Source organism: Knoellia sp. p5-6-4, from assembly GCF_029222705.1.
Taxonomy (GTDB): domain Bacteria; phylum Actinomycetota; class Actinomycetes; order Actinomycetales; family Dermatophilaceae; genus Pedococcus_A.
Map to the genome: position 1 here is coordinate 1,023,203 of NZ_JARGZF010000002.1, position 25,174 is coordinate 1,048,376.

25 protein-coding genes are annotated in these 25,174 nt (G+C 71.6%); 12 read left to right on the top strand and 13 right to left on the bottom strand.

Translation table 11 applies throughout. From position 1 onward, the window contains the following. Window positions 1–2 precede the first annotated feature (2 nt). The 5 genes from P2F65_RS16245 to P2F65_RS16265 are packed head-to-tail and all read left to right on the top strand — an operon-like array spanning window position 3 to window position 5,387. Entirely contained in the window at window positions 3–1,139 is a 1,137-nt protein-coding gene (locus P2F65_RS16245; RefSeq protein ID WP_275810086.1) for a glycerophosphoryl diester phosphodiesterase membrane domain-containing protein, read from the top strand. Then, window positions 1,139–1,828 carry a DUF4129 domain-containing protein gene (locus P2F65_RS16250; protein ID WP_275810089.1) on the top strand — a complete coding sequence of 230 codons (690 nt, stop codon included), beginning with the start codon at window positions 1,139–1,141 and terminating at the stop codon, window positions 1,826–1,828. Before P2F65_RS16245 ends, P2F65_RS16250 begins: the two co-directional genes overlap by 1 nt. Then, entirely contained in the window at window positions 1,825–3,039 is a 1,215-nt protein-coding gene (locus P2F65_RS16255) for a DUF4350 domain-containing protein (protein ID WP_275810092.1), read from the top strand. The genes P2F65_RS16250 and P2F65_RS16255 overlap by 4 nt, the downstream gene beginning before the upstream one ends. Then, window positions 3,036–4,082, top strand: coding sequence for a MoxR family ATPase (locus P2F65_RS16260; protein WP_275810095.1), 1,047 nt, complete (start codon window positions 3,036–3,038; stop codon window positions 4,080–4,082). Before P2F65_RS16255 ends, P2F65_RS16260 begins: the two co-directional genes overlap by 4 nt. A gap of 12 nt (window positions 4,083–4,094) precedes the next feature. Continuing rightward, window positions 4,095–5,387: a DUF58 domain-containing protein gene (locus P2F65_RS16265; RefSeq protein WP_275810098.1), complete on the top strand. Its 1,293-nt coding sequence runs from the start codon at window positions 4,095–4,097 to the stop codon at window positions 5,385–5,387. Between the two features lie 277 nt (window positions 5,388–5,664). On the opposite strand, the gene P2F65_RS16270 is transcribed toward P2F65_RS16265, so the two are convergent. The 3 genes from P2F65_RS16270 to P2F65_RS16280 form a co-directional block, all read right to left on the bottom strand. After that, a complete protein-coding gene (locus P2F65_RS16270) occupies window positions 5,665–6,258 on the bottom strand; it encodes a YdeI/OmpD-associated family protein (RefSeq protein ID WP_275810101.1) in 594 nt (197 codons plus the stop codon). A gap of 165 nt (window positions 6,259–6,423) precedes the next feature. Continuing rightward, window positions 6,424–7,077 (bottom strand): DUF309 domain-containing protein, encoded by a 654-nt coding sequence (locus P2F65_RS18475; RefSeq protein ID WP_345803707.1) that lies wholly within the window; start codon window positions 7,075–7,077, stop codon window positions 6,424–6,426. 142 nt (window positions 7,078–7,219) lie between these two features. Continuing rightward, window positions 7,220–7,444, bottom strand: a complete 225-nt coding sequence (locus P2F65_RS16280; RefSeq protein WP_345803714.1) for a DUF4389 domain-containing protein — start codon at window positions 7,442–7,444, stop codon at window positions 7,220–7,222. A gap of 52 nt (window positions 7,445–7,496) precedes the next feature. Between P2F65_RS16280 and P2F65_RS16285 the strand changes: the two genes are divergently transcribed. The 3 genes from P2F65_RS16285 (at window position 7,497) to P2F65_RS16295 (ending at window position 9,898) form a co-directional block, all read left to right on the top strand. After that, window positions 7,497–8,396, top strand: coding sequence for a hypothetical protein (locus P2F65_RS16285; RefSeq protein ID WP_275810104.1), 900 nt, complete (start codon window positions 7,497–7,499; stop codon window positions 8,394–8,396). Between the two features lie 135 nt (window positions 8,397–8,531). Beyond that, window positions 8,532–9,110, top strand: a complete 579-nt coding sequence (locus P2F65_RS16290) for a helix-turn-helix domain-containing protein (protein ID WP_275810107.1) — start codon at window positions 8,532–8,534, stop codon at window positions 9,108–9,110. Continuing rightward, a complete protein-coding gene (locus tag P2F65_RS16295) occupies window positions 9,107–9,898 on the top strand; it encodes an SRPBCC domain-containing protein (RefSeq protein WP_275810110.1) in 792 nt (263 codons plus the stop codon). The genes P2F65_RS16290 and P2F65_RS16295 overlap by 4 nt, the downstream gene beginning before the upstream one ends. Before the next feature lie 136 nt (window positions 9,899–10,034). Here the strand turns inward: P2F65_RS16295 and P2F65_RS16300 are convergent, their stop codons facing one another. Further along, window positions 10,035–11,030 (bottom strand): stage II sporulation protein M, encoded by a 996-nt coding sequence (locus tag P2F65_RS16300; protein ID WP_275810113.1) that lies wholly within the window; start codon window positions 11,028–11,030, stop codon window positions 10,035–10,037. A 62-nt stretch (window positions 11,031–11,092) separates the two neighbouring features. Here P2F65_RS16300 and P2F65_RS16305 point away from each other — a divergent pair, with 62 nt between their 5' ends. Beyond that, a complete protein-coding gene (locus P2F65_RS16305) occupies window positions 11,093–11,920 on the top strand; it encodes an RDD family protein (protein WP_275810115.1) in 828 nt (275 codons plus the stop codon). 32 nt (window positions 11,921–11,952) lie between these two features. Here the strand turns inward: P2F65_RS16305 and P2F65_RS16310 are convergent, their stop codons facing one another. Both P2F65_RS16310 and P2F65_RS16315 read right to left on the bottom strand, forming a co-directional pair. After that, complete coding sequence (locus tag P2F65_RS16310) at window positions 11,953–13,074, bottom strand: adenosine deaminase (RefSeq protein ID WP_275810699.1); 1,122 nt, start codon at window positions 13,072–13,074, stop codon at window positions 11,953–11,955. 74 nt (window positions 13,075–13,148) lie between these two features. Further along, a complete protein-coding gene (locus P2F65_RS16315; protein WP_275810117.1) occupies window positions 13,149–13,508 on the bottom strand; it encodes a cupin domain-containing protein in 360 nt (119 codons plus the stop codon). A gap of 111 nt (window positions 13,509–13,619) precedes the next feature. Between P2F65_RS16315 and P2F65_RS16320 the strand changes: the two genes are divergently transcribed. Both P2F65_RS16320 and P2F65_RS16325 read left to right on the top strand, forming a co-directional pair. Further along, window positions 13,620–14,219, top strand: coding sequence for a TetR/AcrR family transcriptional regulator (locus P2F65_RS16320; protein ID WP_275810120.1), 600 nt, complete (start codon window positions 13,620–13,622; stop codon window positions 14,217–14,219). A 28-nt stretch (window positions 14,220–14,247) separates the two neighbouring features. After that, entirely contained in the window at window positions 14,248–15,195 is a 948-nt protein-coding gene (locus P2F65_RS16325; protein ID WP_275810123.1) for an alpha/beta fold hydrolase, read from the top strand. Here P2F65_RS16325 and P2F65_RS16330 read toward each other — a convergent pair. Continuing rightward, entirely contained in the window at window positions 15,176–16,465 is a 1,290-nt protein-coding gene (locus P2F65_RS16330) for a thymidine phosphorylase (protein WP_275810127.1), read from the bottom strand. The two genes, P2F65_RS16325 and P2F65_RS16330, sit on opposite strands and share 20 nt — an antisense overlap. A 58-nt stretch (window positions 16,466–16,523) precedes the next feature. Here P2F65_RS16330 and P2F65_RS16335 point away from each other — a divergent pair, with 58 nt between their 5' ends. Further along, a complete protein-coding gene (locus P2F65_RS16335; RefSeq protein WP_275810130.1) occupies window positions 16,524–18,050 on the top strand; it encodes an SDR family oxidoreductase in 1,527 nt (508 codons plus the stop codon). A 102-nt stretch (window positions 18,051–18,152) separates the two neighbouring features. Here the strand turns inward: P2F65_RS16335 and P2F65_RS16340 are convergent, their stop codons facing one another. The 6 genes from P2F65_RS16340 to P2F65_RS16365 form a co-directional block, all read right to left on the bottom strand. Beyond that, a complete protein-coding gene (locus P2F65_RS16340) occupies window positions 18,153–18,572 on the bottom strand; it encodes a cytidine deaminase (protein ID WP_275810132.1) in 420 nt (139 codons plus the stop codon). Beyond that, window positions 18,572–19,846, bottom strand: a complete 1,275-nt coding sequence (locus tag P2F65_RS16345; protein WP_275810135.1) for an ABC transporter permease — start codon at window positions 19,844–19,846, stop codon at window positions 18,572–18,574. Before P2F65_RS16345 ends, P2F65_RS16340 begins: the two co-directional genes overlap by 1 nt. Further along, window positions 19,843–20,964 carry an ABC transporter permease gene (locus P2F65_RS16350; protein WP_275810138.1) on the bottom strand — a complete coding sequence of 374 codons (1,122 nt, stop codon included), beginning with the start codon at window positions 20,962–20,964 and terminating at the stop codon, window positions 19,843–19,845. The genes P2F65_RS16345 and P2F65_RS16350 overlap by 4 nt, the downstream gene beginning before the upstream one ends. Further along, window positions 20,961–22,592, bottom strand: a complete 1,632-nt coding sequence (locus P2F65_RS16355) for an ABC transporter ATP-binding protein (RefSeq protein ID WP_275810141.1) — start codon at window positions 22,590–22,592, stop codon at window positions 20,961–20,963. The genes P2F65_RS16350 and P2F65_RS16355 overlap by 4 nt, the downstream gene beginning before the upstream one ends. Before the next feature lie 103 nt (window positions 22,593–22,695). Then, entirely contained in the window at window positions 22,696–23,733 is a 1,038-nt protein-coding gene (locus tag P2F65_RS16360) for a BMP family ABC transporter substrate-binding protein (RefSeq protein ID WP_275810144.1), read from the bottom strand. 125 nt (window positions 23,734–23,858) lie between these two features. Further along, entirely contained in the window at window positions 23,859–25,082 is a 1,224-nt protein-coding gene (locus tag P2F65_RS16365) for an amidohydrolase (protein ID WP_275810147.1), read from the bottom strand. Between the last annotated feature and the right edge of the window lie 92 nt (window positions 25,083–25,174).

Genomic DNA, 25,174 nt, shown 5'->3' on the forward strand with positions numbered 1-25,174 from the left:
AGATGACTGAGGGCATGGTGCCCGGCGGGGCCCAGGGTTCCGCGCCGGGCTGGAGCGCCCCCGGCGCCCAGCCGACGGGCACGACCGGTGACGCCGGCCACGGGCCGGCGGGAACGGCATACCCCTCCTCCCCCGCGCAGCCGGGACAGTGGGGCCAGCAGGCGGGATGGGGCGCCGCCCTGCCGGCCCACAAGCCGGGCATCATCGCGCTGCGCCCACTGAGCCTCGGTGACATCGTCGAGGCGAGCTTCGCGTGCCTGCGCCGCAACCCGCGCACCTTCCTGGGCCTTGCCCTGGTGACCTCGCTGGCCGTGCTGGTCGTCATCGGCGTGCTCGGCGCTGTGGGCTACGTCGTGGCCACCTCCCTCGAGAGCGGCGACGCGCTCGACCTGTTCCTGGCCCTCGGACTCACGTCGTCGGCGGCGGCGCTGCTGTTCCTCAGCTCGGCCACGTCCATCGCGCTCTCCGGGATCCTGGCCTACCCGGTTGGCGAGGCGGTGCTCGGGCGCAACGTCACCATGGGCGAGACCTGGGGCCGCACCCGCCGGTTCCTGCCCCGTCTCGTCGGCCTCTGCGCGATCCTGGTCGTCCCGCCGACGGTGGTGTTCGGCCTGCTGGTGGCGCTGGCCATCTGGGGGTTCGTCGACGGAGCCCCGGCCGCCGGCGTCCTCGGCGTCGTCGCGGTGCTCTGCCTCGCGGTGGCCACCACCTGGCTGGGCATCCGGCTGGCGCTGGCGACCCCCGCCCTCGTGCTCGAGGACCTCGGCGTCATCGCGTCGCTGCGCCGGTCGTGGCGCCTGACGCCGGGCCTGTTCTGGCGCACCTTCGGCATCCTCCTCGCCTCCAGCATGCTCATCGGGGTCGTGCAGTACGTCCTGTCCTTCGCGCTGCAGCTCGGTGGCATGGTGCTCGGCCTCGCCCTCGACTCGATGGTCAGCGGTGGAGGTGCCGAGGCCGCCGCCGGCCTCGTGGTGGCCGGGGCCAGCGTGCTCGGGAGCCTGCTCAGCGGTGTGCTCACGCAGCCGTTCCTGGCAGCCGTGCTCGCCCTGCTCTACACCGATGCCCGCATCCGCAAGGAGGGCTTCGACCTCGCGCTCGCCCGGGCCGCCGCCGACGCCGCCCACGTGCCCACCCGCTGATGCCGCCCGCTGCCCTGCGCTCCTTCCACCACCTCGCCGCGGGCCTGGACCCCGACAACGCCGAGGCGCGCCAATGGCTCGAGGAGGAGCTGTCCCGGCCGGCCTACCGCGAGCACAACGACCCCATCGCCCGCGCCCTCGACGCCATCGAGCGGTTCATCGACGCGCTGCTCAACGCCGACCCCAGCGCAGGCGGCGTCCTCCCCGCGGGTGTCGCCGGCCTGGTGACCGCGGCGCTCGTGGCGCTGGTCCTGTTCGCCCTGCGGCACGTGCGGCGAGAGGCCCGGCGGGCGCCGGTTGGTGGCCCGGCGCTGCTCGGTGACCAGCGACTCACGGCGATCGAGTTCCGCGAGCGCAGCGCTCGGGCGCTGTCCGCCGGCCGGTACTCCGACGCGGTGCTGGACGCCATGCGGGCCCTGGCCCAGGGCGGCGCGGAGCGCACCCTCCTCGACGACGCGCCATCGCTCACGGCCCACGAGGTCGGCGAGCACCTGGCCGACCCCTTCCCCATGCAGCGGGAGGAGCTGCGGTGGGCTGCAGACCTCTTCGACGCCGTCGCCTACGGCCACCACGAGCCCAACCGCGCACAGGCCGAGCGGATCATCGCCCTCGACCGAGCGGTGGAGCGCGCCCGGCCCGCCTCCAGGCCACCGGCCGTGGCTGCCACCACCACTGGGGGCACGCCATGAGCCTGACCGTCTGGGACCGCCCCGAGGCCGAGCGTGCTGCTGGTGGTCTGCCGGGGCCCGCCGGAACGGACCCGCGAGCCCGCTACCGCCGCCGCGTCGTCTGGGCCGTGGTCGTGCTGGTGCTGCTCCTGGTCGTCGCGGTGCTGCTGGCCATCCGCGGGCGGGGCGGCAACGACGACCCCCTCGACCCCCGCAACGCCGGCTCTGACGGCGCCCAGGCGGTGGCCCGGGTGCTCGACGAGCGCGGCGTGCGCGTCGACGTCGCCCGCGACCGCGACGCGCTCGAGTCGCTCGACACCATCGACGGCGACACCACCGTCATCGTGACCGAGCCTTCGGCCCTCTCCGAGGGGACCGCCACCGCCCTGTGGACGCAGGTCCGCTCGGCGCGGCGGCTCGTGCTCGTCGAGCCGAGCCGCTTCGTGCTGCAGGCGCTCAGCGTCGAGGTGTCCCCGGCAAGTGGGGGCTCCCCCACCCGGTCGCTGCGGGCCGGGTGCGCGCTCGCCGGCCTCTCCACTGCCGACACGATCACGGCCGGCGGCCCTGCCTACACGACCTCCGTCCCTGACGCCGCGCGCTGCTTCTCGTTCGAGGGTGCCTCGGCGCTGGTGTCCCTGCCGGATGGGCCCGACACCCCCGAGGTCGTCGTGCTCGGGGCGGGAGAGGTGCTGACCAACGGCGAGGTCACCCGCTACGACAACGCGGGCGTCAGCCTCCGCCTGCTCGGGCAGGGCGACCGGCTGGTCTGGTACATCCCCTCGGTCCTCGACGTCTCGGCCGATGACACCACCCCGGAGTCGGAGCTCCCCGCCGCCCTCGGGCCGCTCACCTTCCTCGCCCTGTTCGCCGTGCTCGCCCTGATGCTCTGGCGGGGACGACGGTTCGGGCCCCTGGTCACCGAGCCGCTGCCGGCGGTCGTGAAGGCCATCGAGACGACGCAGAGCCGCGGCAGGCTCTACCGCAAGGCCCGCGACACCGCCCGCGCGGGCACGGTGCTGCGCGCGGCCACCACCCGCCGCCTTGCGACCTACCTCGGCCTGCCGGCCGGCGCGTCACCCGAGGTGGTGGCGCAGGCGGCAGCCTCGGCGACCGGCCGGTCCCTCGCCGAGGTGCACGCGCTGCTGGCCGGCCCACCGCCTGCGGACGAGGATGCGATGGTCACCCTCGCCGACGACCTGTCCACCCTGCAGAAGGAAGTGCACCGACCATGACGGACCACCCCCACAGCGCCGTGACCGACGCCCCGGCCGGACATGGGCAGCCCGGGCACGAGAACAGCCACGGGCAGGACGTCCGCGGCCGGTCCGAGCAGGCGCGGCGCGCGCTGCTCGCGGTGCGGGCCGAGGTCGGCAAGGCCGTCGTCGGCCAGGACGCCGCCGTCACGGGCATCCTCATCGGCCTGCTGTGCCGCGGCCACGTCCTGCTCGAGGGCGTCCCCGGCGTGGCCAAGACCCTTCTCGTGCGCAGCATCGCCGCAGCCCTGGACGTGCAGACCAAGCGCGTGCAGTTCACGCCCGACCTCATGCCGGGTGACGTGACGGGCTCGCTGGTCTACGACAACGCCACCTCGGAGTTCTCCTTCCGGGAGGGCCCGGTGTTCACGAACCTGCTGCTCGCCGACGAGATCAACCGGACGCCCCCGAAGACCCAGGCGTCGCTGCTCGAGGCGATGGAGGAGCGCCAGGTCTCGGTCGACGGCATGCCCCGCCGGCTGCCGGTGCCGTTCATGGTCGCCGCCACCCAGAACCCGGTGGAGTACGAAGGCACCTACCCGCTGCCCGAGGCCCAGCTCGACCGCTTCCTGCTCAAGGCCGTGCTGCCGCTCCCGCCCCGCGAGGACGAGGTGGCGGTCATCGCCCGGCACGCCGCCGGGTTCGACCCGCGCGACCTCGCCGGAGCGGGACTGCGCGCGGTCGCGTCGGCCGACGACCTCACCGCGGGAGGCGAGGCGGTCGCACACGTGGAGGCCTCGCCCGAGGTCATCGGCTACATCGTCGACATCGCCCGCGCCACCCGTCACTCGCCGTCGCTCTCGCTCGGCGTCAGCCCTCGCGGCGCCACCGCGCTGCTCGCGACCAGCCGGGCGTGGGCCTGGCTCAACGGACGCGAGTTCGTGACCCCCGACGACGTGAAGGCGCTCGCCCAGGCGACGCTGGCCCACCGTCTGTCGCTGCGGCCCGAGGCTGAGCTGGAGGGCGTGGGCGTGGCCGCCGTGCTCGACAGCGCCATCGGCTCCGTGCCGGTCCCCCGCTGAGAGCTGTCGCGCATGTTGGTGACCGGCCGCCTCGTGGTGCTCGTGCTGTGCGGCGCGGTGCCGGTGCTGCTGCGCCCGGCGGCGACGACGGTCTGGCTCTGGGTGCTGGTGTGCCTGGTGGCGACGGTCCTCGACGTCGTGGTGGCCGGCAGCACGCGCGCCCTGGACCTCGAGCGCGTGCCGTCGGCCCAGGTGCGTCTCGGCGAGGCGGGTAGCACCACGCTGCTCGCGACCAACACCGGCAGGCGCACGTTCCGCGGCTCGCTGCGTGACGCCTGGCAGCCGTCGGCCGGTGCCACCGGCAACCGACACCGAGTGGCGATCCCGGCGGGCGAGCGCCGCGCGCTGCGCACCGGCCTCACCCCCACTCGCCGAGGCGACCGGCAGGCCGACCGAGTCACCGTGCGCCGGCTGGGTCCGCTCGGGGTCGCGGGACGGCAGCGGTCGTATGCCGTGCCGGGCCACCTGCGCGCGCTGCCCCCGTTCCACTCGCGGCGCCACCTCCCTTCTCGACTGGCGCGCCTGCGCCAGCTCGACGGCCGCTCGGCCGTGCGCGTCCGTGGCCAGGGCACCGAGTTCGACTCGCTGCGCGACTACGTCGATGGTGACGACGTGCGCAGCATCGACTGGCGCGCCACGGCCCGGCGCCGCTCCACCGTGGTCCGCACGTGGCAGCCGGAGAAGGACCGGCACATCGTGCTCGTCCTCGACACCTCTCGCACCTCGGCCGGACGTGTCGGTGACACTCCGCGCCTCGACGCCGCCATGGACGCCGCCCTCCTGCTCGGGGCCCTGGCCTCGCGCGCCGGCGACCGGGTCGACCTCATCGCGGGCGACCGCCGGGTCCACCGCAAGGTCGTCGGCTCCAGCCGCACCGCCCTGCTCTCCGACCTCGTGACCGCGATGGCCCCGCTCGAGCCGGCGCTGCTGGAGGCCGACTGGCGCCTGCTCACTTCCGAGGTCACCCGGCTCAGCCGCCACCGCGGCCTGGTCGTGCTGCTCACGCCGCTCGAGCCGGCTGCGATCGAGGAGTCGCTGCTGCCGCCGCTCGGGGTGCTGGCGCAGCGGCACAGGGTCGTCGTGGCGTCGGTGTCGGATCCCGCACTGGGGCAGATGCGCTCGGGCCGGGGGGATGCGCGCGCGGTCTACGACGCCGCGGCGGCTGAGCGCACCACGGCTCTGCGTCAGCGCACCGCAGCCGGCCTCGGCCGACTCGGCGTCGAGGTGCTCGACGCCGACCCCGAACACCTCCCTGTCGTGCTGGCCGACCACTACCTGTCGCTCAAGAGCCGCGGCCTGCTCTGACTGGGTGTCCCCCGTGTGTTGACCCACCGCGCACGGCAGCCGTGTTTGACGGATGAGCCGGACGATGGCGCGTGTCATTCCGCCGTGTCGAGGACGGGTAGGCGCTTATCGGTTTGCCGAAGTCCAGACCTTCCGCGGGGCGACATCCGTAGGGGTAGAGCGGTACGCCCCCTAGTCTTCTGCCGGCCAGCGTCGAGCGGCAGAAGTCCGGGGTTCTTCTCATCCATGGGCGGCCTCACACGGGCCGATCAGCGAGATCGCCGAAGCTCCCCACCAGTCAGTGGACGGTCTCGTGGTTGTGGCACATCTCGACGAACTTCGCGATGCGCGCGGCCCGGGTCTCCGGTTTCTTCGCATCATGGACGCGGTAGAGGATCGCATAGCGGTTGGAGCCCGAGAGGGTCTCGAAAAACGCCTTGGCTTGCGGGTCGGCCGCGAGCGCGGCAGCCAGGTCGTCGGGGACAGTCGCGCTCTTTTGGCCGGCATAGGCCGCAGCCCACCGGCCGTCGGCCCTCGCCGCGTCCACCTGCACCTGACCGGCCGGGTGCATGCGACCGGCCCTGATCAGCGCCTCGGCCCTGTCCCGGTTGATCTGCGACCACTTGCTCCGCGGCCCGCGGGGGGTGAAGCGCTGCAACCAATGGCTCTCGTCGTATCCCCGCTTCTGCCCGTCGATCCAGCCGTGGCAGAGAGCGACGCCAAGCGCCTCGGAGTAGTTGACTGTCTGCGCCGCGCCCGTCTTCCCAATCTTGAGCCAGAAGCCGCGGTGGTCGGCGTGGTGCTCGCAGAACCATGCCTCGCAGTCCTGCACAGTGGCGAATGAGATCACCGGCTGGCCGGCCAACTCTTCGGGCGTCTCCTCGCCGGGCATGCGGCCATCCTGTCACTGCTCACCGACAGGATGCCCAGCTTCGTGGCCAGGAAGGATGCGGCGGATGATCTTGCACGATGATGCGCACGGAGGACGCACCCTTCGGTCGCCGAGATCCTGCCGTGATCAGAAAGTGCGTCTCTCCGCCGCGAGCCGGTCGTGGGTCTAGAACCTGCCGACGTGACCGCGAGCTTGCTTCACAGTCGCATCCAAGTCCAAGCCGTAGGCCCCCCGTCCGGTGGCAGAAAACGCTGTCAACAGGTCTGCGGCGCGTTCGAAGAGTCGGTCGGCTCCCACCTGATTCCCGCGGGCCGCGTGTGTCATGGCAACACAGAGCTGCGCGAGGCCTTGCCACAAGTCCCGTTCCTCGATCGGCCCCGCCTTCCAACGCGCCTCCAGAACCTCGTGGGCGGAGAACGGACGGCCAGCTTCCACCAGTCCTCGAGCTGCCTCGAGTGCTTCTTCCGGCGGTAAGGGCTCCTCCGACACCGGCTCGACACCCTCGGCGCCATAGGGCAGTGGTCGGCCCAGAGTGTCGCGAGGCCTTGCCTGACGAGCGCGGCCTTCGGCGTCCCGGTCACGATCAGATCCCGTCACGCGACCCAGTCTTCCAGCAGCGCGCAGCGACGCGCCGGATTCACCTGACAGGTCTTTCCGCCGCCAGTCGACCCCGATGTCGGCGACAGGAGCGGTCGATGCCCGGATGCCGCGTGCCGGCCCTTCAGGGGCACGTCGGGAGTGTCCGTTGGAGTCCTCGTTGGAAGGGGACCTCGAAGTCGGCTGTGGTACACCCCTGGCTCCCTCAGCGTGACCGACCACCTCATTGGCACCAACCCCCTGTGGGCAACGTCCCCGGTATCAGGAAGGGGCCGCGGTCGTCACGATCCGCACCGGGCGACCCCGGGGGCGGACGGATCCAACAGTTGCCCGCGCGACCTCATCGACCGTCCCGGAGCGCGGGTCAGCGGAGGCTGAAGGGTGGATAGGAGTCGGTGAGGAGGAGGAATGCGTACGCCTGTACTCGCAGCGCCCACCGACCGACCCCGACGACGTAGTCGAACAGTCCACGCGGGTAGCGACCGGTGAACAGGATCGCGAACCACGCGATCACCACTGCCACGACGGCGCCCAACCCGAGGAACAGCAGCACGACGTAGTGGGGCAGAGCCAGGAGCCACTTGACCAGCGGGAGCCATCGGTTGAGGCCCTCGCGCGCGTCGGGGGTAGTCCAGGTCGAGGTGGACGGCCTGCTCGTCCTCGGTCGAGGGGTTGCGGTCGGTGAGCAAGGCGAGGTAGGCGCCGACGCGCGTCCCGAAGCGGTTGAACTGGAGAACGAAGTCGAACCACCAGCGCGGGTAGCGCTGCCGGAAGACGATCATCAGCGCTGTGGCGGCGAACAGCCCACCGGCGATGCCGCCACCGGTGCTCGTCGTCTTCTCGACCACCTCGCCCGACTTGTAGATGACCGTGGTCGAGGTCGCGTTGGCGCTCACCAGCGAGAGCACGATGGCTATGGGGATGATGAGGACGACGCGGAAGAGCGTGGTGACCCGGTCCAGTCGGTCGGGGTAGTCGATCTCGAGGCGTGCGGCATTTGTCTGCTGTGGTGCAACCATGACGTCCCCTTCGGTCTGCCCCCTGTGTACTCCCTGATCCGCGGCCGCGCCAGAGCCCACCCCTCTGTGGCTCGCGACTGGTGGATCCTCACCCTTCCCTCGGTCAACTTCCGAAGGGGCACGTGGCCGCTCAACGTGCGCCACATCGCCGCGATCGCTCGTCGAGCCAACGTCCGGAGCCGCGTCATGCCGCGTGGTCGACTGACTCGTCTCGAAGGTGCCCCGCTGGCTTGGATCTGCGCTTGTAGAGTGGCGATTGGCCACAGGATTCGGCCGGCGCAACAGGATCTGAGGTGCGTGCGCATGGCAGAGGTAGTGCTGCGGATCCGCCTTGTGAGTGGCGACCAACTCGATGTCAGGTTTGAGGATGACGGCGACGAGAACGAGGTCATCGAGCGAGTCGTTGAAACCCTTGCGAAACCCTCCGGCGTGCTTCGCACCAGCCATGGTGATCGGCTCATGGTGCTCTACGGCAGGGGTGTGGCCGCGGTCGAGGTGGCGCCGCGCGGCGCAGTCCTGTGAGCGCAGCGAGTGTCACGATCGTTGATGCTCGCTGGGTGGGTCGTGGCCCCGAGCCGTAGGTGCCCCACCACCTGCGCGTCACCTTGCTGAGGCATCCCTCTTGACAAGAATTATTGTCAAGAGCATCGTGGCGATATGCACGACGTCGAGGTCATCGAGAGCGCGGAGGCAGCCGCCGCCGCGCTGGATCCGGTCCGGGCCCGACTGCTCGGCGAGCTGGCCCTCCCCGCCTCCGCCGCCGGGCTCGCCGCCCGGGTCGGCATCGCGCGCCAGAAGGTCAACTACCACCTCAAGGCGCTCGAGGCGCACGGCCTCGTGGAGCTGTCCGCCGAGCGCAGGCACGGGGGCATCACCGAGCGGGTACTGCAGGCGTCGGCGGCGTCGTACGTGGTGTCGCCGGCGGCAGTCAGCGCGTCCGCGGCAGACCCGGAAGCCAACGCCGACCACCTGTCGGCAAGCTACCTCGTCGCGCTGGCCGGTCGGCTGGTGCGCGAGGTCGGCGCCCTGGCGCGCCGGGCCGGCGCGTCCGGCAAGCGCCTGCCGACCCTGACCATCGATACGCAGATCGGCTTCCGGTCGGCCGCCGACCGGGCTGCCTTCGCCGACGACCTGACCGCCGCGGTGCTCGACCTGGCCGCTCGCCACCACCACGACGACGGGCGCCCACACCGGCTCCTCGTCGCCGCCCACCCCCTTCCTGAGGAGAACCCATGAGCACCACCCCGAACGTCCCGTACCGCCTTGAGTTCAGCGTCGAGGTCCCGGGCACCCCGGAGCAGGTCTGGCAAGCCATCGCCACCGCCAAGGGCATGAGCGCCTGGTTTGCGCCGACCGAGATGGAGGAGCGGGAAGGCGGCTCCCTGCACTTCACCATGGGCCCGGAGATGGGCTCGGACGGCCAGGTCACCGCATGGGAGCCGCCGCGCCGCCTCGTCTACGAGGAGGACTGGGCCGCCCTCATGGGCAAGGACCCCGATGCGCTCAGCCCGCTGACGTCGGAGTTCCTCGTCGAGGCACAGTCCGGCGGAACCTGCATCGTGCGCGTCACCAGCAGCGGCTTCGGGACCGGCGCCGCCTGGGAGTCGGAGTTCTGGGACACCATGGGCCCCGGCTGGATGCCGTTCTTCGACAACCTGCGCCTCTACCTGTCGCACTTCCCCGGCCAGGAGGCCACACACCTGGAGGCCACCGCCTCCCACCCCGGCGACGCGGAGGCGCTCTGGTCGACCCTGCACGACGCGCTCGGGCTGGGCGACGAGGGCGCCACGGTCGAGGTGCGCGGCGCCACCGGCACGGTCGAGCGCGTCGGTGAGCGGCAGACGCTGGTCCGGCTCACCGCGCCGGTGCCCGGAATGCTCAGCGTCTTCGCGTGGGACGAAGGCGGCGGCAAGGCGACGGCGGGCGTACGGGCGTACCTGTTCTCCGCAGACGCGGCGGACTACGTGCGGCGCGAAGAGCCGGCCTGGCAGGCCTGGCTGCAGGGAATCTCCGTCCCTGCCTGATCTTCTACGGTTACCGAGAGTGCGCCTGTCGATGCAGCACTCCGCAGCACGGAGGCGCACTGAGGACACGGCAATGCTCCGCTCGGGACGTGCCGCGACGGCATTCCCCGCTCTGTGCGTGAGGGAACAGACGGCGTCAGCCGGCGACGGGCACCTCGGCGCCCCGGTCGGCCTCGGCGAGGTCGCCGGTCTCGCCGCGCCGATGGGCCCACCGCCCGGCGGTGAACACGTAGGTGAAGAACGCGGCCTCGGCCAGGACCCCGATGCCCACCCGTGCCCAGGTGGGCAGGCCCGAGGGGGTCACGAACGCCTCGATGAGGCCGCAGAGCAGCAGGAGCACGACCAACCCGAGCGAGGTGCCGAGCGCCGCCCTCCCCTCCGCTCCGAGCACCTGGGCGCGGGAGCGCGGCCCCGGCTCGACCCATGCCCAGAACAGCCGAAGCCCCACCCCTGCGGCGACGAACAGACAGGTGAGCTCGAGCAGCCCGTGCGGCGAGATCAGGCCGAAGAACAGCGCGCCCCGGTCGTGCCGGATCATCATCGAGCCCACCACGGCGAGGTTGGCCATGTTCATGACGAGCATGTAGACGACGGGCAGGCCGAAGACGCCCGAGGCGATGCAGAGCGCCGACAGCCAGAAGTTGTTGGTCCACACGCGCAAGGCGAACGAGGTCGCGGCGTACTCGCTGTAGTAGTTCTCGAAGTCGTTCTCGACGAGCTGGCGAACCTGCTCGGGCGAGGCGAGCGAGCTCTCGACCGACGGGTGGGCAAGCAGCCACCACCCCATCGCCACCACGAGCAGCACGTCGAGGACGAGGACGGTGATCCACCACCGGCGCATGCGGTACAGCGCGGCGGGGAAGGTCTGGCCGAAGAAGCGGCCGACGTCCGACCACGACATCGTCCTCGTGCCGGCGGACTTCGAACGGGCCTTGGCCAGCAGCATCGACAGGTACGCCACGAGGGACGGGTCCGGCGCGGTCGACCGCACGAGGGACAGGTGGGTGGCGACGCGCTGGTAGCGGTCGAGGATCTCGTCGGCCTCGGCGCCGGTCAGCCGGCGCTGCTTGGTGAGCTGCTCGAGCCGCTCCCAGTCCCCCCGGTGGGCTGCCACGTAGGCGTCCAGGTCCACGGCCTCACCCTAGTGCCCGCGAGCGGCGGGGCGTGGCGCTGTTGCCGCTGTAGGGTGTGCCGGTGAGCAGCAGCACCGTGGGGGTGGGTGCCGACGACCTGGTGACGGGCGAGGCGGTGGCGCTCGACCTGCCGCACGCCGGCCTGGGCTTGCGGATCTGCTCGGGCATCATCGACCTGGTCGTGGGCTTCGCCGCCCTGTGGGGCCTGCAGTGGGTCGCCTACGCGCTGGCCGGCTCCGGTGACGACGCCCTCGTGGCCGCCGCGATCACCGTCGCCACGATCGGCGCGATGGTCGCCATCCCCGCCACGTCCGAGACCCTCACCCGCGGCAAGACGCTGGGCCACCTCGCCCTCGGGCTGCGCACCGTGCGTGACGACGCCGGTCCGATCCAGTTCCGCCACGCGATGACCCGGGCCATGGTCGGGGTGCTCGAGATCTACAGCTGCCTGGGCATGCCCGCCCTGATCTGCGCGGTCTTCAACCGCAGGGGCAAGCGGTTCGGCGACCTGCTCGCGGGCACCTACGTCGTCCGCGACCGGCAGCGGGTCTCGCTGCCGCCCCCACCGCACATGCCGCCCCACCTCGCCGCCTGGGCCGCCGGCGCCGACATCGCCCCACTGCCGGATGCCCTCGCTGTGACGATCCGCCAGTTCCTCGCCCGCACAGGGACGTTCGCGCCGGGCGTGCGCGAGGAGCTGGCCCACAGGCTGCTCGCCGAGGCCAGGCCCTACATGGCCCCCGCGCCCCCGGCCGGCAACCACCCGGAGTGGGTGCTCATGGCGCTCCTCGCCGAGCGCCGCAGCCGCGACGTCGCCCGCCTCGAGCGCGAGCACGCCCTGCGCGCCACGGTGGTCCCCCCGGACCACCTGGCGTCCGGCCCCCGCTGACTCGCGGTGCAGCAGCGCAAGCGCGGTGGCCGTTAGACGAGGAGCTTCGCGTAGGCCGGCTTGACGACCTCCTCGATGATGGCCAGCCGCTCGTCGAAGGGGATGAACGCCGACTTCATCGCGTTGATGGTCACCCAGCGCAGGTCCTCGAGCGTCCAGCCCGCCTCCCCCACCAAAAGACCCATCTCGCGCGACATGCTGGTGCCGCTCATGAGCCGGTTGTCGGTGTTGACCGTCACCCGGAAGCGCAGCCGCTTGAGCAGCGAGATCGGGTGCAGCGCAATGGAGTCCGCGGCGCCGGTCTGCACGTTGCTGCTCGGGCACATCTCCAGCGGGATGCGCATGTCACGCACGTATGCCGCGAGGCGGCCGAGGTGCACCTCGGCGGGTTCGGCGGCGATCGCCGCCGCGACGTCGTCGCCGAACGCCCGGTCGCGCACCATGATGTCGTCGACGATCCGCACGCCGTGGCCGAGCCGGTCGGCGCCGCACCACTGGATCGCCTCCCAGATGCTCGGCAGGCCGAACGCCTCGCCGGCGTGGATGGTGAAGTGGGCGTTCTCGCGGCGCAGGTACTCGAAGGCGTCGAGGTGGCGCGTGGGCGGGAACCCGGCCTCCGCCCCGGCGATGTCGAAGCCGGAGACGCCCTCGTCGCGGTAGCGGACCGCGAGCTCGGCGATCTCGGTGCTCTTGGCGGCGTGCCGCATCGCGGTCAGCAGGGCGGTGACCCGGATGGGGGAGCCCGCCTCCGCGGCGAGCCCCTCGCCCTCGCGGAAGCCCGCGTTGACCGCCTCGACGACGTCCTCGAGCTGCAGGCCGGCCTCGAGGTGCTGCTCCGGGGCGTAGCGGCTCTCGGCGTAGACGACGCCGTCCTGGGCGAGGTCGAGCACACACTCGCGGGCCACCCGGCGCAGGCCCTCGGTGGTCTGCATGACGGCCAGCGTGTGGTCGAAGGTCTCGAGGTAGCGCACGAGCGAGCCCGAGTCGGCGCTCTCGCGGAACCACGCGCCCAGGGACTCGGCATCGGACGCCGGCAGCGCGGCATACCCGACCTCGTCGGCGATCTCGAGGATGGTCTGGGGGCGCAGGCCGCCGTCGAGGTGGTCGTGCAGCAGCGCCTTGGGCGCGCGGTGGATCTTCTCGGCCAGGCTCAGCTCGGCCTCGGCTCCCGCCTGGTCCACGGCTCCGGCGGCCACGCCCGCGTCGCCGTCCTCGCGTCGCTTGAAGATCACGCCTCGTCCTCACGGTTGACGGTCTCGGGCGAGAAGGCCGGAAGGCAGACGGCGACGTACTCGGCGCCCTCCGGGCCGCAGGAGTAGCGCACCTTCTCCCCCGCCGAGGTGATGATCGACTGACCCGCGGCAACCGTGGTGGGCCCGCCCTCGTGGTCGACGACGACCTCGCCCTTGAGCACCAGGGTGATCTCGTCGAACTCCGGCGTCTGCGCGGGCTCCTCCCACCCGGGCGGCGCGACCATGTGGGCGACGGAGACAGCCTCCGTGCCGCTGTTCACCCGGCCGACGTGCTCGTTGATGATCTTCCCGCCGGGCACGGGGATGGAGGTGGGTGAGCTGATCAGACGTGGCATGGGCAAACCCTAGCCGGGGTCCGACACGCCCGCCGAGGCTCGCGCAGCCCGCCCGCATGTCGAGGATGGAACCCCTTGCCATTATCCGAACGGTCGTGCTTTTATTGCCGGGTGCGCAAAGGTGAGGTGACCCGCGAGACGGTGCTGCGAGAAGCCCTCGCGCAGGCCAGCCGCGTCGGCCTGCGCGGCATCACCATCGGGTCGCTCGCCGACTCGCTCGAGATGTCCAAGAGCGGGCTCTTCGCGCACTTCCGGTCCAAGGAGGCCCTCCAGGAAGCGGTGCTGGACCACGCCGTGAAGGCGTTCTCCCGCCTCGTCGTCCAGCCCGCGCTCCGCGAGCCCCGCGGCGAGCCTCGACTGCGGGCCGTTTTCGAGCGCTGGCTCGGCTGGGACGGCGACGCCGAGTACGCGCAACCGGGCGGGTGCATCTTCATCACCGTGACCACGGAGTTCGACGACGAGCCCGACAGCCCCGTGCGCGACCGGATCGTGCGGACCCAGCGCGACCTGCTCGACAGCATCGAGACGGTGGTGCGGGCCGGCATCGCCGAGGGGCACTTCCGCGAGGACACCGACCCGGCACAGGTCGCCCACGAGCTCTACGGCATCGTGCTCGGCCACCACTTCGCCACCCGCATGATGCGCGACCCCGACGGGGCCACCCGCACGCACACCGCCTTCGAGCACCTGCTCGACACCCTGCGGGCCTGACCACCCTCCCCCTCCACCAGGAGCAGACATGCCGACACAGAAAAGCACGATCGATCGTTCTACTCGTCCTGAGGAGCCAGTCATCCCGGTGCCCGCCGGCCTGCGCAACGCCCTGGGGCTGCTCGACCTCCTCTCCCCCGCCGCAGCGGGCGCGGTGGCCGAGCGCCTCTGGTTCCGCCGGCCACCGGTGCCGTCCCCCCATCGCCGGAACAAGCGCGCGCCCCAGGGTGGCGAGCCGTTTTCGACTGAGTGGAGCGCAGGCACGGTCACCGGGCGGGTCTTCGGCAATCCCGGGGCGCCCACGGCATACCTCGTGCACGGCTGGGGAGGCTGGTGGCAGCAGCTGGCCGCCCACGTCGAGCCGCTGGTCGCGGCCGGGCTGTGCGTGGTGGCCTTCGACGCCCCCAGCCACGGCGACTCCGCCCCCGGCCGCCTCGGCCGGCACTCCACCACCCTCATCGAGTTCGCCGAGGCGCTGGCCGCGGTCGTGGCGCGGTTCGGTCACCCGACGGCCGTCATCGCCCACTCGGCCGGAGCCGTCGGGGTCCTGCACGCCCGCGACCTCGGCGTCCTGCCCGACGCCTATGTCCTGGTCGCCCCGCCGGACTCGATGGGGCCGATGATGCGCCGGTTCAGCAGCCTGCTCGGCCTGGGGCCGCGCGCCGCCCAGCGCATGGCCGACCGGGCCGAGCGTCGGATCGGCCTGCCCCTGGGCACTTTCGACATGGTGCGGATCGCCGAGGCGCTGCCGGCCCACCCGTCGCTGCTCGTGGTCCACGACCGGCACGACGTCGAGACCCCGGCGGCCGGTTCCGAGGCGCTGGCAGCGGCCTGGCCCGGCGCAGAGCTCCTCCTCACCGAGGGTCTCGGGCACCGCCGCGTGCTGTGGGAGGACGCCGTGGTCGAGAGGGTGTCCGGGTTCGTGGCCGAGGCCGCGCAGGAGCGGGTGCGAACGCTCAGTCGACCCGCTCGATGACCAGCGGCAGCAGGTCGGGCCGGGAGCCCTCGGGGGCGATCGTGAAGGCGCCGTCGAGCACCTCGAGGGCGCGCTCGAACTTCTCGGGGGTGTCGGTGTGCAGGGTCATGAGCCGCTCCCCCGACCGGACGCTGGCCCCCGGCTTGTAGTGCATCTCGACGCCGGCTCCGGCCTGCACCGGGTCCTCCTTGCGGGCCCGACCGGCGCCGAGCCGCCACGCGGCCACGCCCACCTTGTAGGCGTCGAGCTGGGTGAGCACCCCGTCGGCCGGCACGAGCACCTCGTGGGTCTCCTTCGCCGTCGGCAGCGAGGCGTCCGGGTCACCGCCCTGGGCGCGGACCATCGCCTTCCAGACGTCCATCGCCCGACCGTCCTTCAGCGCGTCAGCGGGGTCGACGTCGCCCCTGCCGGCCGCGGCGAGCATCTCGCGGGCCAGCGTCAGGGTCAGCTCGACGACGTCCTCGGGCCCGCCGCCGGCCAGCACCTCCACGGACTCGCGGACCTCCAGGGCGTTGCCCGCGGTGAGGCCCAGCGGCGTCTGCATGTTGGTCAGCATCGCCACGGTCTTCACGCCCGCGTCGGTGCCGAGCGCCACCATGGTCTGGGCAAGCTCGCGGGCGCTGTCGACGTCCTTCATGAAGGCGCCGCTGCCCACCTTGACGTCGAGCACCAGCGCGCCGGTGCCCTCGGCGATCTTCTTGCTCATGATCGAGGAGGCGATCAGCGGGATCGCCTCCACCGTGCCGGTCACGTCCCGCAGGGCGTAGAGCTTCTTGTCGGCGGGGGCCAGGCCGGCGCCGGCGGCACAGATGACCGCACCCACCTCCTCGAGCTGGCGCATCATCGCCTCGTTCGACAGCGCGGCCTGCCAGCCGGGGATGGACTCCAGCTTGTCGAGCGTGCCCCCGGTGTGGCCGAGGCCGCGCCCCGACAGCTGCGGCACCGCCACCCCGCAGGCGGCGACGAGCGGCGCGAGTGGCAGGGTGATCTTGTCACCGACGCCGCCGGTGGAGTGCTTGTCGGCCGTCGGCCGCGAGAGCGAGGAGAAGTCCATCCGCTCGCCGGTGTCGATCATGGCCCGGGTCCAGCGCGCGATCTCGCGGCGGTTCATGCCGTTGAGCAGGATGGCCATCGCGAGCGAGGCCATCTGCTCGTCCGCGACGACCCCGCGGGTGTAGGCGTCGATCACCCAGTCGATCTGCCCGTCGGACAGCTCGCCCCGGCCGCGCTTGGTGATGATGACGTCGACTGCATCGAATGACTCGCTCACCGGCACAGCATCCCAGATGGCCGCGCGCACCGGCGGAGGGTGGCGCAGACTTGACGGCATGCCCTCCCCGCCACGGCTCGTGCTCGTCACCGGCGTCACCGGCTACATCGGTGGCCGCCTCGTTCCCGAGCTGCTCAGGGCCGGGTATGCCGTGCGCGCCCTTGCGCGCCACCCTGAGCGGCTGCGCGACCAGCCCTGGCGCGGGGCCGACGGCGTCGAGGTGGTCAAGGGCGACGCCTCCGACGCGGAGTCACTGGCGGCCGCGATGGAGGGGGTCGACGTCGCCTACTACCTCATCCACTCGCTCGGCACGGGGCGCGACTTCGCGGCGCGCGACCGGCACACCGCGCGCGTCTTCGGTGAGGCCGCCCGCAAGGCATCCGTCTCCCGGATCGTCTACCTCGGGGGCCTCTACCCCGAGGGCGAGCGGCTCTCGGACCACCTCGCCTCCCGCAAGGAGGTCGGCGACATCCTCCTCGCCAGCGGGGTCCCGACGACGGTGCTCCAGGCCGCGGTGATCCTCGGCTCGGGTTCGGCGTCGTTCGAGATGCTGCGCTACCTCACCGAGCGGCTGCCGGTGATGGTCACGCCGAAGTGGCTGGGCAGCCGGATCCAGCCGATCGCGGTGCGCGACGTCCTGCACTACCTCGTCGGCTCGGCCTCGATGCCACCGGAGGTGAACCGCGCCTTCGACATCGGCGGCCCGGACGTGCTGACCTACCGCGACATGATGCAGCGGTATGCCGCCGTGGCCGGCCTCGCGCCGCGCCGCATCATCCCGACGCCCCTGCTCAGCCCCTCGCTGTCGAGCCACTGGGTCGGGCTGGTGACCCCGGTGCCGAACAGCATTGCCCGGCCACTGGTCGACTCCCTGGTCCACGACGTCGTTTGCGAGGAGCACGACATCGAGGCCTACGTGCCGGACCCGCCAGCGGGCCTGGCCGGTTTCGAGCGCGCCGTCGAGCTGGCCCTGACCAAGATCCGCGACTCCGACGTGGCGACCCGGTGGTCGTCCGCGGCGACCATCGGGGCGCCGAGCGACCCCCTGCCCAGCGACCCCGACTGGTCCGGCGGGTCGCTCTACACCGACGACCGGTCCTCGGTGGTGCAGGCAAGCCCCCAAGCCCTCTGGTCGGTCATCGAGGGCATCGGCGGCGACAACGGTTGGTACTCCTGGCGGCTCGGGTGGGTCGCCCGCGGGATCATGGACAGGCTCTTCGGGGGCCCTGGCCTGCGGCGGGGACGGCGCCACCCCCAGGACCTCGCGGTCGGCGACGCTCTCGACTGGTGGCGGGTCGAGGAGATCGAGGACCTGCACCTGCTGCGGCTGCGGGCCGAGATGCGCCTGCCCGGCCTGGCCTGGCTCGAGCTCATCGTCGAGGAGGACGACCGGGGCCGCACCGTCTTCCGCCAGCGTGCGCTGTTCCACCCGCGCGGCCTGGCCGGCCACCTCTACTGGGCGGCCGTCTACCCCTTCCACGGCATCGTGTTCGGAGGCATGCAGCGCAACATCGCCAAGGCCGCCGAGGCGGCCGAGCGCTCAGGCGACCCCGCCCGCTGGCGCCCCTCCCGCAAGGCCTCCTGACCCACGACTCCCCTGCAGCAACCTCTGCTAGCAGCAGTTGCTGCCGTCAGGGCGGGTTGCTGCATACCCCGCGGGCAGCAACCTCTGCGGAGTGGGGGGAGGTCAGTGCTGGCCGCGAGCCGCCGCGGCGTCGAGGTCGGCCGGCCCGAAGGCCTGCGGCAGCACCTCGCTCATGGGCAGCACCCCCTGCGGGGTCAGCAGCAGGCACTGCGGCCCGCCGTTCTCCCACAGCAGCTGGCGGCAGCGCCCGCATGGCATCAGGGCCTCCCCGTCACCGCCGACGCAGGCGACGGCGACCAGCCGGCCGCCGCCGCTCGCGTGCAGGTGCGAGACCATGCCGCACTCCGCGCACAGCCCCACGCCGTAGGCCGCGTTCTCGACGTTGCAGCCGATGACGACGCGGCCGTCATCGACGAGGCCGGCCACGCCCACCGGGAACTTCGAGTACGGCGCGTAGGCCTTGCCCATGACGGCCACCGCCTCTGCCTGGAGCGCTGCCCAGTCCACCTCGGCCTGCGCCACTAGTGGCCCTCGCCCTTGCGGTAGATCTGGCCGTCCGCGGCCGGCATACGCAGCCTCTGTGACGCGAACGCGAGCACCAGCAGCGTGGTGAGGTACGGCGTCATGCCGACCAGCTCACCGGGCACCGTCTCGGTCGTGGCGTACCACACCCCGGTCAGCACGGCGGTGACGATCGCAAGCGTTCCTTGGATCATCCGCCTGTTGCGGACGATCTGCCAGACACCGATCGCCAGCAGCAGCACCGCCAGGAGCAGCAGCAGGGCATGGACGGTGGTGCCGCCGCCGCGCAGCTGGATGGCGTCGGTGTAGCCGAACAGCCCGGCACCGGCCAGCAGTCCGCCCGGACGCCAGTTGCCGAAGATCATCGCCGCGAGGCCGATGTACCCGCGGCCACCGGTCTGGCCGTCCCGGTAGACGTTGGCCGCCACGAGCGAGAGGAACCCGCCGCCGAGGCCGGCGAGGCCACCGGAGATGAGCACTGCGAGGAACTTGTACCGGTAGACGTTGATGCCGAGGCTCTCGGCGGCCACGGGCGACTCGCCACAGGAGCGCAGCCGCAGGCCGAACGCCGAGCGCCACAGGATCCACGCCGTGGCGACGAACAGCAGCACGGCGATGATCGTCAGCACCGAGACGTTGGTGACGAAGCCACGGATGATGCCGGCCAGGTCGGAGATGAAGAAGATGTGCTGCTGCTCGATCTCCCCCAGCGCGTCGGAGATGCCGGGCAGCGAGACCGTGGGCAGGTTCGGCAGCGGCGGAGACTGCGTGGGGCCGCCGCCCTCCATCCCGGTGAAGAACCGCGCTGCGAGGTACTTCGCCAAGCCGGCGCCGATGATGTTGAGCGCCACACCGGAGACGATGTGGTCGACCCCGAACACGACGGTGGCCACCGCGTGGATGACACCGCCGAGAATGCCACCGATGATGCCGCCGACGATGCCGGCCCAGGCGCCCCACTCGACGGCGCAGAAGGCCGCGCCCCAGGTGCCGAGGATCATCATGCCCTCGAGGCCGATGTTGACCACGCCGGCCCGCTCGGACCAGAGGCCACCGAGACCGGCGAGGCCGATCGGCACGGCGAGACCGATGGCCGCCGCGATCGCACCCGAGGAGGCGATGTCGTTGGCGCCGGTGACGACGCGCAGGATCGAGACGACCAGCACCACGGCCGCGGCGTAGAGCGCGATCCGGGCCGGGCTCAGGTGCCGCCGCTTGGTGGGCGGCGCCGCCGGGGCGGTCTGGGTGCCGACAGAGAGTCCGGCGGCGCTCATGCCTTCGCTCCTTCCTCGACGGGTGCGTGGCCTCGCTGGGCTGCCAGCTCCCTGGCGACCCGAGCCTGCTCGAGTCGGATGTCAGCCCGGCGGATCAGCTCGTAGGCGATGACGACGGCGAACAGGATGACTCCCTGGATGATGTTGACGAGCTCCGGCGAGACGTCGGCCTTGATCTGCAGGCCGTTCGACTGCTGCTCGAGGTAGGCCCACAGCAGTGCGGCGAACGCGATGCCGATGGGGTTGTTGCGCCCGAGCAGTGCGATAGCGATGCCCGAGAAGCCCAGCCCCGCCTGGAAGGTCGTGCCGTAGGAGAAGTCCTGGCCGAACAGCAGCGGCATGCCGACCAGGCCGGCCACTCCACCCGAGAGCAGCATCGCGCTGATGACCATGCGCGGCACCTTCACGCCGCTGGCGACGGCGGCGGTCTCGGACATGCCGGTCGCGCGCAGGTCGTAGCCGAAGCGGGTCTTGCCGAGCACGAACCAGTAGAGGAAGCCGACGAGCGCCGCCAGCAGGATCAGCGTGTAGACCTTGTTGGTCGCGCCCGGGATGAGAGCCAGGCCCTCGAGCTTGGAGGAGTCGGGGATCTCCCTGGTGTTGGTGACGTTGCTGCCCGACCCGCTGGTGTCGCGGACCTTGCCGAGCAGCCAGCTCACCAGACCGGTCGCGATCGCGTTGAGCATGATCGTCGAGATGACCTCGGAGACACCGCGCTTGACCTTCAGCCAGGCCGCGATGCCGGCCCACAGACCGCCGCACAGGATGGCGATGAGGATGGCCACGATGACGTTGAGGATGCCGGGCAGCCACGCCTGGCCGGCGAAGACCGCGGCGGCGAACACCGCCACGCGGTACTGGCCATCCACACCGATGTTGAACAGGTTCATCCGGAAGCCGATGGCGACCGCGATGGCCGAGAGGTAGAAGACGCTCGCCGCGTTGACGATGTTGACCATCTGGCGCGGCAGCGGCTTGGCGAGCAGCGTGCTCCACACGTCGCCCACCGGGTCGCCGACCGCGACGAGCACGAGCGAGGTGACCACGAAGGCCACGAGGAGCGCAAGGACCGGCCCGGCGAGGGTGAGCACGATCCGCCGTGGGTTCAGCGCGGTCATCGGGTCACTCCCTCGTCGTCGCTGCCGGTATGCCGGGTGGCCGGGTCAGCGGTCGACGGCGCCGTGCCCTCGCCCGCCGTCCGTTCGCCGGCGCCGGTCATGGCTGCGCCGAGGTCCTCGGACGTGACCTGGTCGGGGTCGAACTCGCCCGACAGCCGGCCACGCAGGATCACCCGGATGGTGTCGGAGAGGCCGATGAGCTCCTCGAGGTCGGCCGAGATCAGGAGCACGGCAAGGCCCTCGCGGCGAGCCTCGCGCATGAGGTCCCAGATGACGGCCTGGGCGCCCACGTCGACGCCGCGGGTGGGGTGGGCGGCAACGAGCACCTTCGGCTTGTGGCTCATCTCGCGGCCGACGATCAGCTTCTGCTGGTTTCCGCCCGAGAGCGAGCCGGCGGTCACGGTGATCGACGGCGTGCGCACGTCGTACTCCTTGACGATGCGCTCGGTGTCGGCTTTGGCCCCGGCCGCGTTGATCAGCTGGCCGCGGACGTTGGGGTCCTCGGTCTGGTGGCCGAGCATGCGGTTTTCCCAGAGGGGCGCCTGGAGGAGGAGCGCGTGGCGCTGGCGGTCCTCGGGGATGTACCCGACGCCCGCCTCGCGGATCTCGCGGGTGTTCCACGAGGAGATGTCGGTGTCGCCGAGGAAGACCAGGCCTGAGGTGGGCTCGCGCATCCCCATGATGACCTCGACGAGCTCGGCCTGGCCGTTGCCCTCGACGCCGGCGATGCCGAGGACCTCACCCGCGTGGATGGTGAAGGAGATGCCGTCGAGCACCGGGCGGCCGGTGAGGCCCTGCAGCACGAGGTCCTCGACCCGCAGGACGACGCGGTCGGTGACCGTCGACTCCTCCGTGCTGGGCGAGGGGAGCTCGGAGCCGACCATGAGCTCGGCCAGCTGGCGGGCGTCGACGCTCTGGGGGTCGACGGTGTCGATGGTCGTGCCGCGCCGGATCACGGTGATGCGGTCGGCGACGCTGAGCACCTCGTCCAGCTTGTGCGAGATGAAGAGGACCGTCAGGCCCTCCTTCTTGAGCTCGCGCAGGTTGTCGAAGAGCTCGTCGACCTCCTGGGGCACCAGCACGGCCGTGGGCTCGTCGAGGATGAGGGTCTTGGCACCGCGGTAGAGCACCTTGAGGATCTCGACCCGCTGGCGGTGGCCGACACCGAGGTTCTCGACCAGCTCGTCGGGGTCGATGTCGAGGCCGTAGTCGTCGGAGATCCGCCGGATCTCCGCCCGCGCCTCGTCGCCGATGCCGTGCAGCTTCTCGGCGCCGAGCACGACGTTCTCGAGCACCGTGAGGTTGTCGGCGAGCATGAAGTGCTGGAACACCATGCCGATGCCGGCCTTGATGGCATCCGAGGGCGAGTGCAGGTTCACGACCTGCCCGCCCACCTTGATGGTCCCCTCGTCCGGTCGCTGGACGCCGTAGAGGATCTTCATCAGGGTCGACTTGCCGGCGCCGTTCTCCCCCACGATCGCGTGGACCGTGCCGCGGCGCACGGAGAAGGTGATGTCCTTGTTGGCGACGACGCCGGGGAACCGCTTGGTGATTCCCTCGAGCTCGACGGCAAGGTCCGTTCCGGCCGCCGGGGGGGCTTGCGGTGCGGAGGCAGTGATGGCGCACACTCCTGGTCTGGGCCCGCTGCGGTGCGGGCGGTCGTTCAGCGGGGCACGACACGGCCCGGGTGGCACGCTACCGCGCCGCCCGGGCCGTGTCTCTCACCCTGTGTCAGGGCTTGGTGGGAACGGTGATCTTCCCGTCGATGATCTGCTGCTTGTAGTCGTCGAGCTTGGACTTGATGTCGTCGATCTTGCCACCGGTGGTGGAGTAGTCGACACCGCCGGACTTGAGGTCGAAGACCTGCACGCCCGCCTTGAACTGGCCGTCGACCTCGCTCTTGATGAAGTCGTAGACCGCGACGTCGACCTTCTTGATCATCGAGGTGATGATCACGTCCTTGACGTCGGCCGAAGCGGTGAGCGCCTGGTCGGAGTCGACACCGATGGCCATCGCGTTCGCAGCCTTGGCGGCGGTGAAGACGCCACCACCGGAGCCACCCGCGGCGTGGTAGACGACGTCGGCGCCGCTCTGGTACATGCCCTCGGAAGCGGTCTTGCCCTTGGCCGGGTCGGCGAAGCCGGAGAAGTCCGGCGGCTGGGTCAGGTAGGTCACGTCGACCTTGATGTCCTTGTTGACCGCCTTGGCGCCGGTGATGTAGCCCGCCTCGAACTTCTTGATGAGGTCGGTGTTGACACCGCCGACGAAGCCGACGTGGTTGGCCTTGGACTTCAGGGCGGCAGCCGCACCGACGAGGAAGGAGCCCTCGTGCTCGGCGAAGGTCAGGTTGCTGATGTTGTCGCCCTGGGCGTCGGTGGAGTCGACGAGCGCGAACTTCACGTCCGGGTTGGCCTTGGCGACCTTGGTCACGGCCGGCGCGTAGGCGAAGCCAACGGCCACCACGTGGGTGTAGCCGGCGTCGATGAGCTGCTGCAGGCGCTCCTCGCGAGCGGACTCCGGCTCCTTGTCGACGGCCGTGGCCTCCTTGGCCTCGATGCCGAACTCGGCCTTGGCCTTGTCGAGGCCCGCCGCGGCGGCATCGTTGAACGACTGGTCACCACGACCGCCCACGTCGTAGGCCATGCCGACCTTGATGTCGCTCTTACCTGCCGCAGACGTGGTGGCGCCGCCGCCACCGCCGGTCTCGCCAGAGTCACCACAGGCGGCAAGTGCCAGCGCCGCCGCCGACATCACCGCCGCAACCTTCATCGTGTGACGCAAGGCTGTCTCCTGTTCTAGTACTTGGGGAGGGGGCGCAGAGTGCACTCCCGCGTCAGGACAATAGCCGTCCGCACCGTGAGACCCGGACGCCTTCGGGAAACCGTCCCGAACTGTTACGAATCCGCGACTGTCGGGCTTCCCGAGGCGGTCGCCTTGATGACGTCCGCGACCACCGCGCCCGCCAGCAGCTTGGCGCCGGCGGCCACCGAGCCCTCGTCGACGACGAGGTCGCCCTGGTGCAGGTCGTAGGTCCGTCCCCCGGGCGTCCTGGTGCCGAGCCGGGCCATGGCACCCGGCACGGAGGCGAGGTACCAGGCGAAGTCTTCCCCGCCCAGCGACTGCGGCGTGGGCACGGGCTCGAGCCCCCCGCCGAGGCACGCCTGGCGCAGCACGTCGATCGCGTCGGGGTGGTTGACCACCGGCGGCACGCCGGGCACGTGCTCGAGGCGGGCCGTCACGGCATACGGGCTGACCACGGCGTGGACCACCTGCTCCAGCAGCGGCCCCACGCTCTTCCACGCCTCGGCGTCGAGCATCCGCAGGGTGCCCGCGACGATGCCCGAGGAGGGGATGACGTTGCTGGCGAGGCCGGCGCGCACCTCGCCCCACACCAGGGCCAGCCCGGAGCGCGGGTCGAGGCGCCGTGAGAGCACCGCCGGCACCTCGGTGATCACCTTGGCGAGGGCGAAGGTCAGGTCCTCGGTGAGGTGCGGGCGCGAGGTGTGGCCGCCCCGGCCGCTGAGGTGCACCGTCACCCGGTCCGAGGCCGCCGTGATCGGCCCCTCGCGCAGGCCGACCCTCCCGACGTCGAGGCTGGGGTCGCAGTGCACGGCGAACGCGGCGTCGACGCCGTCCATGCCACCCTGCTCCAGCACGTCGATGGCCCCACCCGGGATGACCTCCTCGGCGGGCTGGAAGATCAGGCGCGCCGCGACGCCGCGCTCGCGCAGCAGCTCCTCCTGCTCGCGCAGCGCCAGCCCGGCGCCGAGCACGGCGGCGACGTGCACGTCGTGGCCGCAGGCATGGCAGACGCCGTAGTTGGTGGACGCCCAGTCCAGGTCCGTGCGCTCGCGCACGGGCAGCGCGTCGAGGTCGGCGCGCAGCGCCACCCGGTATGCCGGCTGCTCGGCACCGATGTCGGCGAGCAGGCCCGTGCCGGCCAGCGGTCGGACGCGGACCCCCGCGGCGGCGAGTCGCTGGCTCACCACCATCGTGGTGCGGGTCTCCTCGCGGGAGAGCTCGGGATGCGCGTGCAGGTCGCGTCGCAGCTCGACCAGGTCGGGCGCGAGCGCGTCGATGCTGTCGACGACCGCGGACAGCAGGTAGTTGTCAGTCATCTCAGGGCGAACTGTACCCGCGCACGACGTACCGCCCGGCTGTGCGTTTATCGGGTGACCCGATGAACAGGCCCTTCACCCCGGGTGCCACC

Excerpts from the sequence above, each read along its gene's own strand:
- P2F65_RS16350 (WP_275810138.1), bottom strand. The coding sequence starts at position 20,964 with ATGACCGCGCTGAACCCACGGCGGATCGTGCTCACCCTCGCCGGGCCG.
- P2F65_RS16250 (WP_275810089.1), top strand. The coding sequence starts at position 1,139 with ATGCCGCCCGCTGCCCTGCGCTCCTTCCACCACCTCGCCGCGGGCCTG.
- P2F65_RS16270 (WP_275810101.1), bottom strand. The coding sequence starts at position 6,258 with ATGCCCGGCGAGGAGACGCCCGAAGAGTTGGCCGGCCAGCCGGTGATC.
- P2F65_RS16335 (WP_275810130.1), top strand. The coding sequence starts at position 16,524 with ATGCCCTCCCCGCCACGGCTCGTGCTCGTCACCGGCGTCACCGGCTAC.
- P2F65_RS16265 (WP_275810098.1), top strand. The coding sequence starts at position 4,095 with ATGTTGGTGACCGGCCGCCTCGTGGTGCTCGTGCTGTGCGGCGCGGTG.
- P2F65_RS16290 (WP_275810107.1), top strand. The coding sequence starts at position 8,532 with ATGCACGACGTCGAGGTCATCGAGAGCGCGGAGGCAGCCGCCGCCGCG.
- P2F65_RS16360 (WP_275810144.1), bottom strand. The coding sequence starts at position 23,733 with ATGAAGGTTGCGGCGGTGATGTCGGCGGCGGCGCTGGCACTTGCCGCC.
- P2F65_RS16295 (WP_275810110.1), top strand. The coding sequence starts at position 9,107 with ATGAGCACCACCCCGAACGTCCCGTACCGCCTTGAGTTCAGCGTCGAG.
- P2F65_RS16255 (WP_275810092.1), top strand. The coding sequence starts at position 1,825 with ATGAGCCTGACCGTCTGGGACCGCCCCGAGGCCGAGCGTGCTGCTGGT.
- P2F65_RS16260 (WP_275810095.1), top strand. The coding sequence starts at position 3,036 with ATGACGGACCACCCCCACAGCGCCGTGACCGACGCCCCGGCCGGACAT.
- P2F65_RS16345 (WP_275810135.1), bottom strand. The coding sequence starts at position 19,846 with ATGAGCGCCGCCGGACTCTCTGTCGGCACCCAGACCGCCCCGGCGGCG.
- P2F65_RS16245 (WP_275810086.1), top strand. The coding sequence starts at position 3 with ATGACTGAGGGCATGGTGCCCGGCGGGGCCCAGGGTTCCGCGCCGGGC.
- P2F65_RS16365 (WP_275810147.1), bottom strand. The coding sequence starts at position 25,082 with ATGACTGACAACTACCTGCTGTCCGCGGTCGTCGACAGCATCGACGCG.
- P2F65_RS16325 (WP_275810123.1), top strand. The coding sequence starts at position 14,248 with ATGCCGACACAGAAAAGCACGATCGATCGTTCTACTCGTCCTGAGGAG.
- P2F65_RS16315 (WP_275810117.1), bottom strand. The coding sequence starts at position 13,508 with ATGCCACGTCTGATCAGCTCACCCACCTCCATCCCCGTGCCCGGCGGG.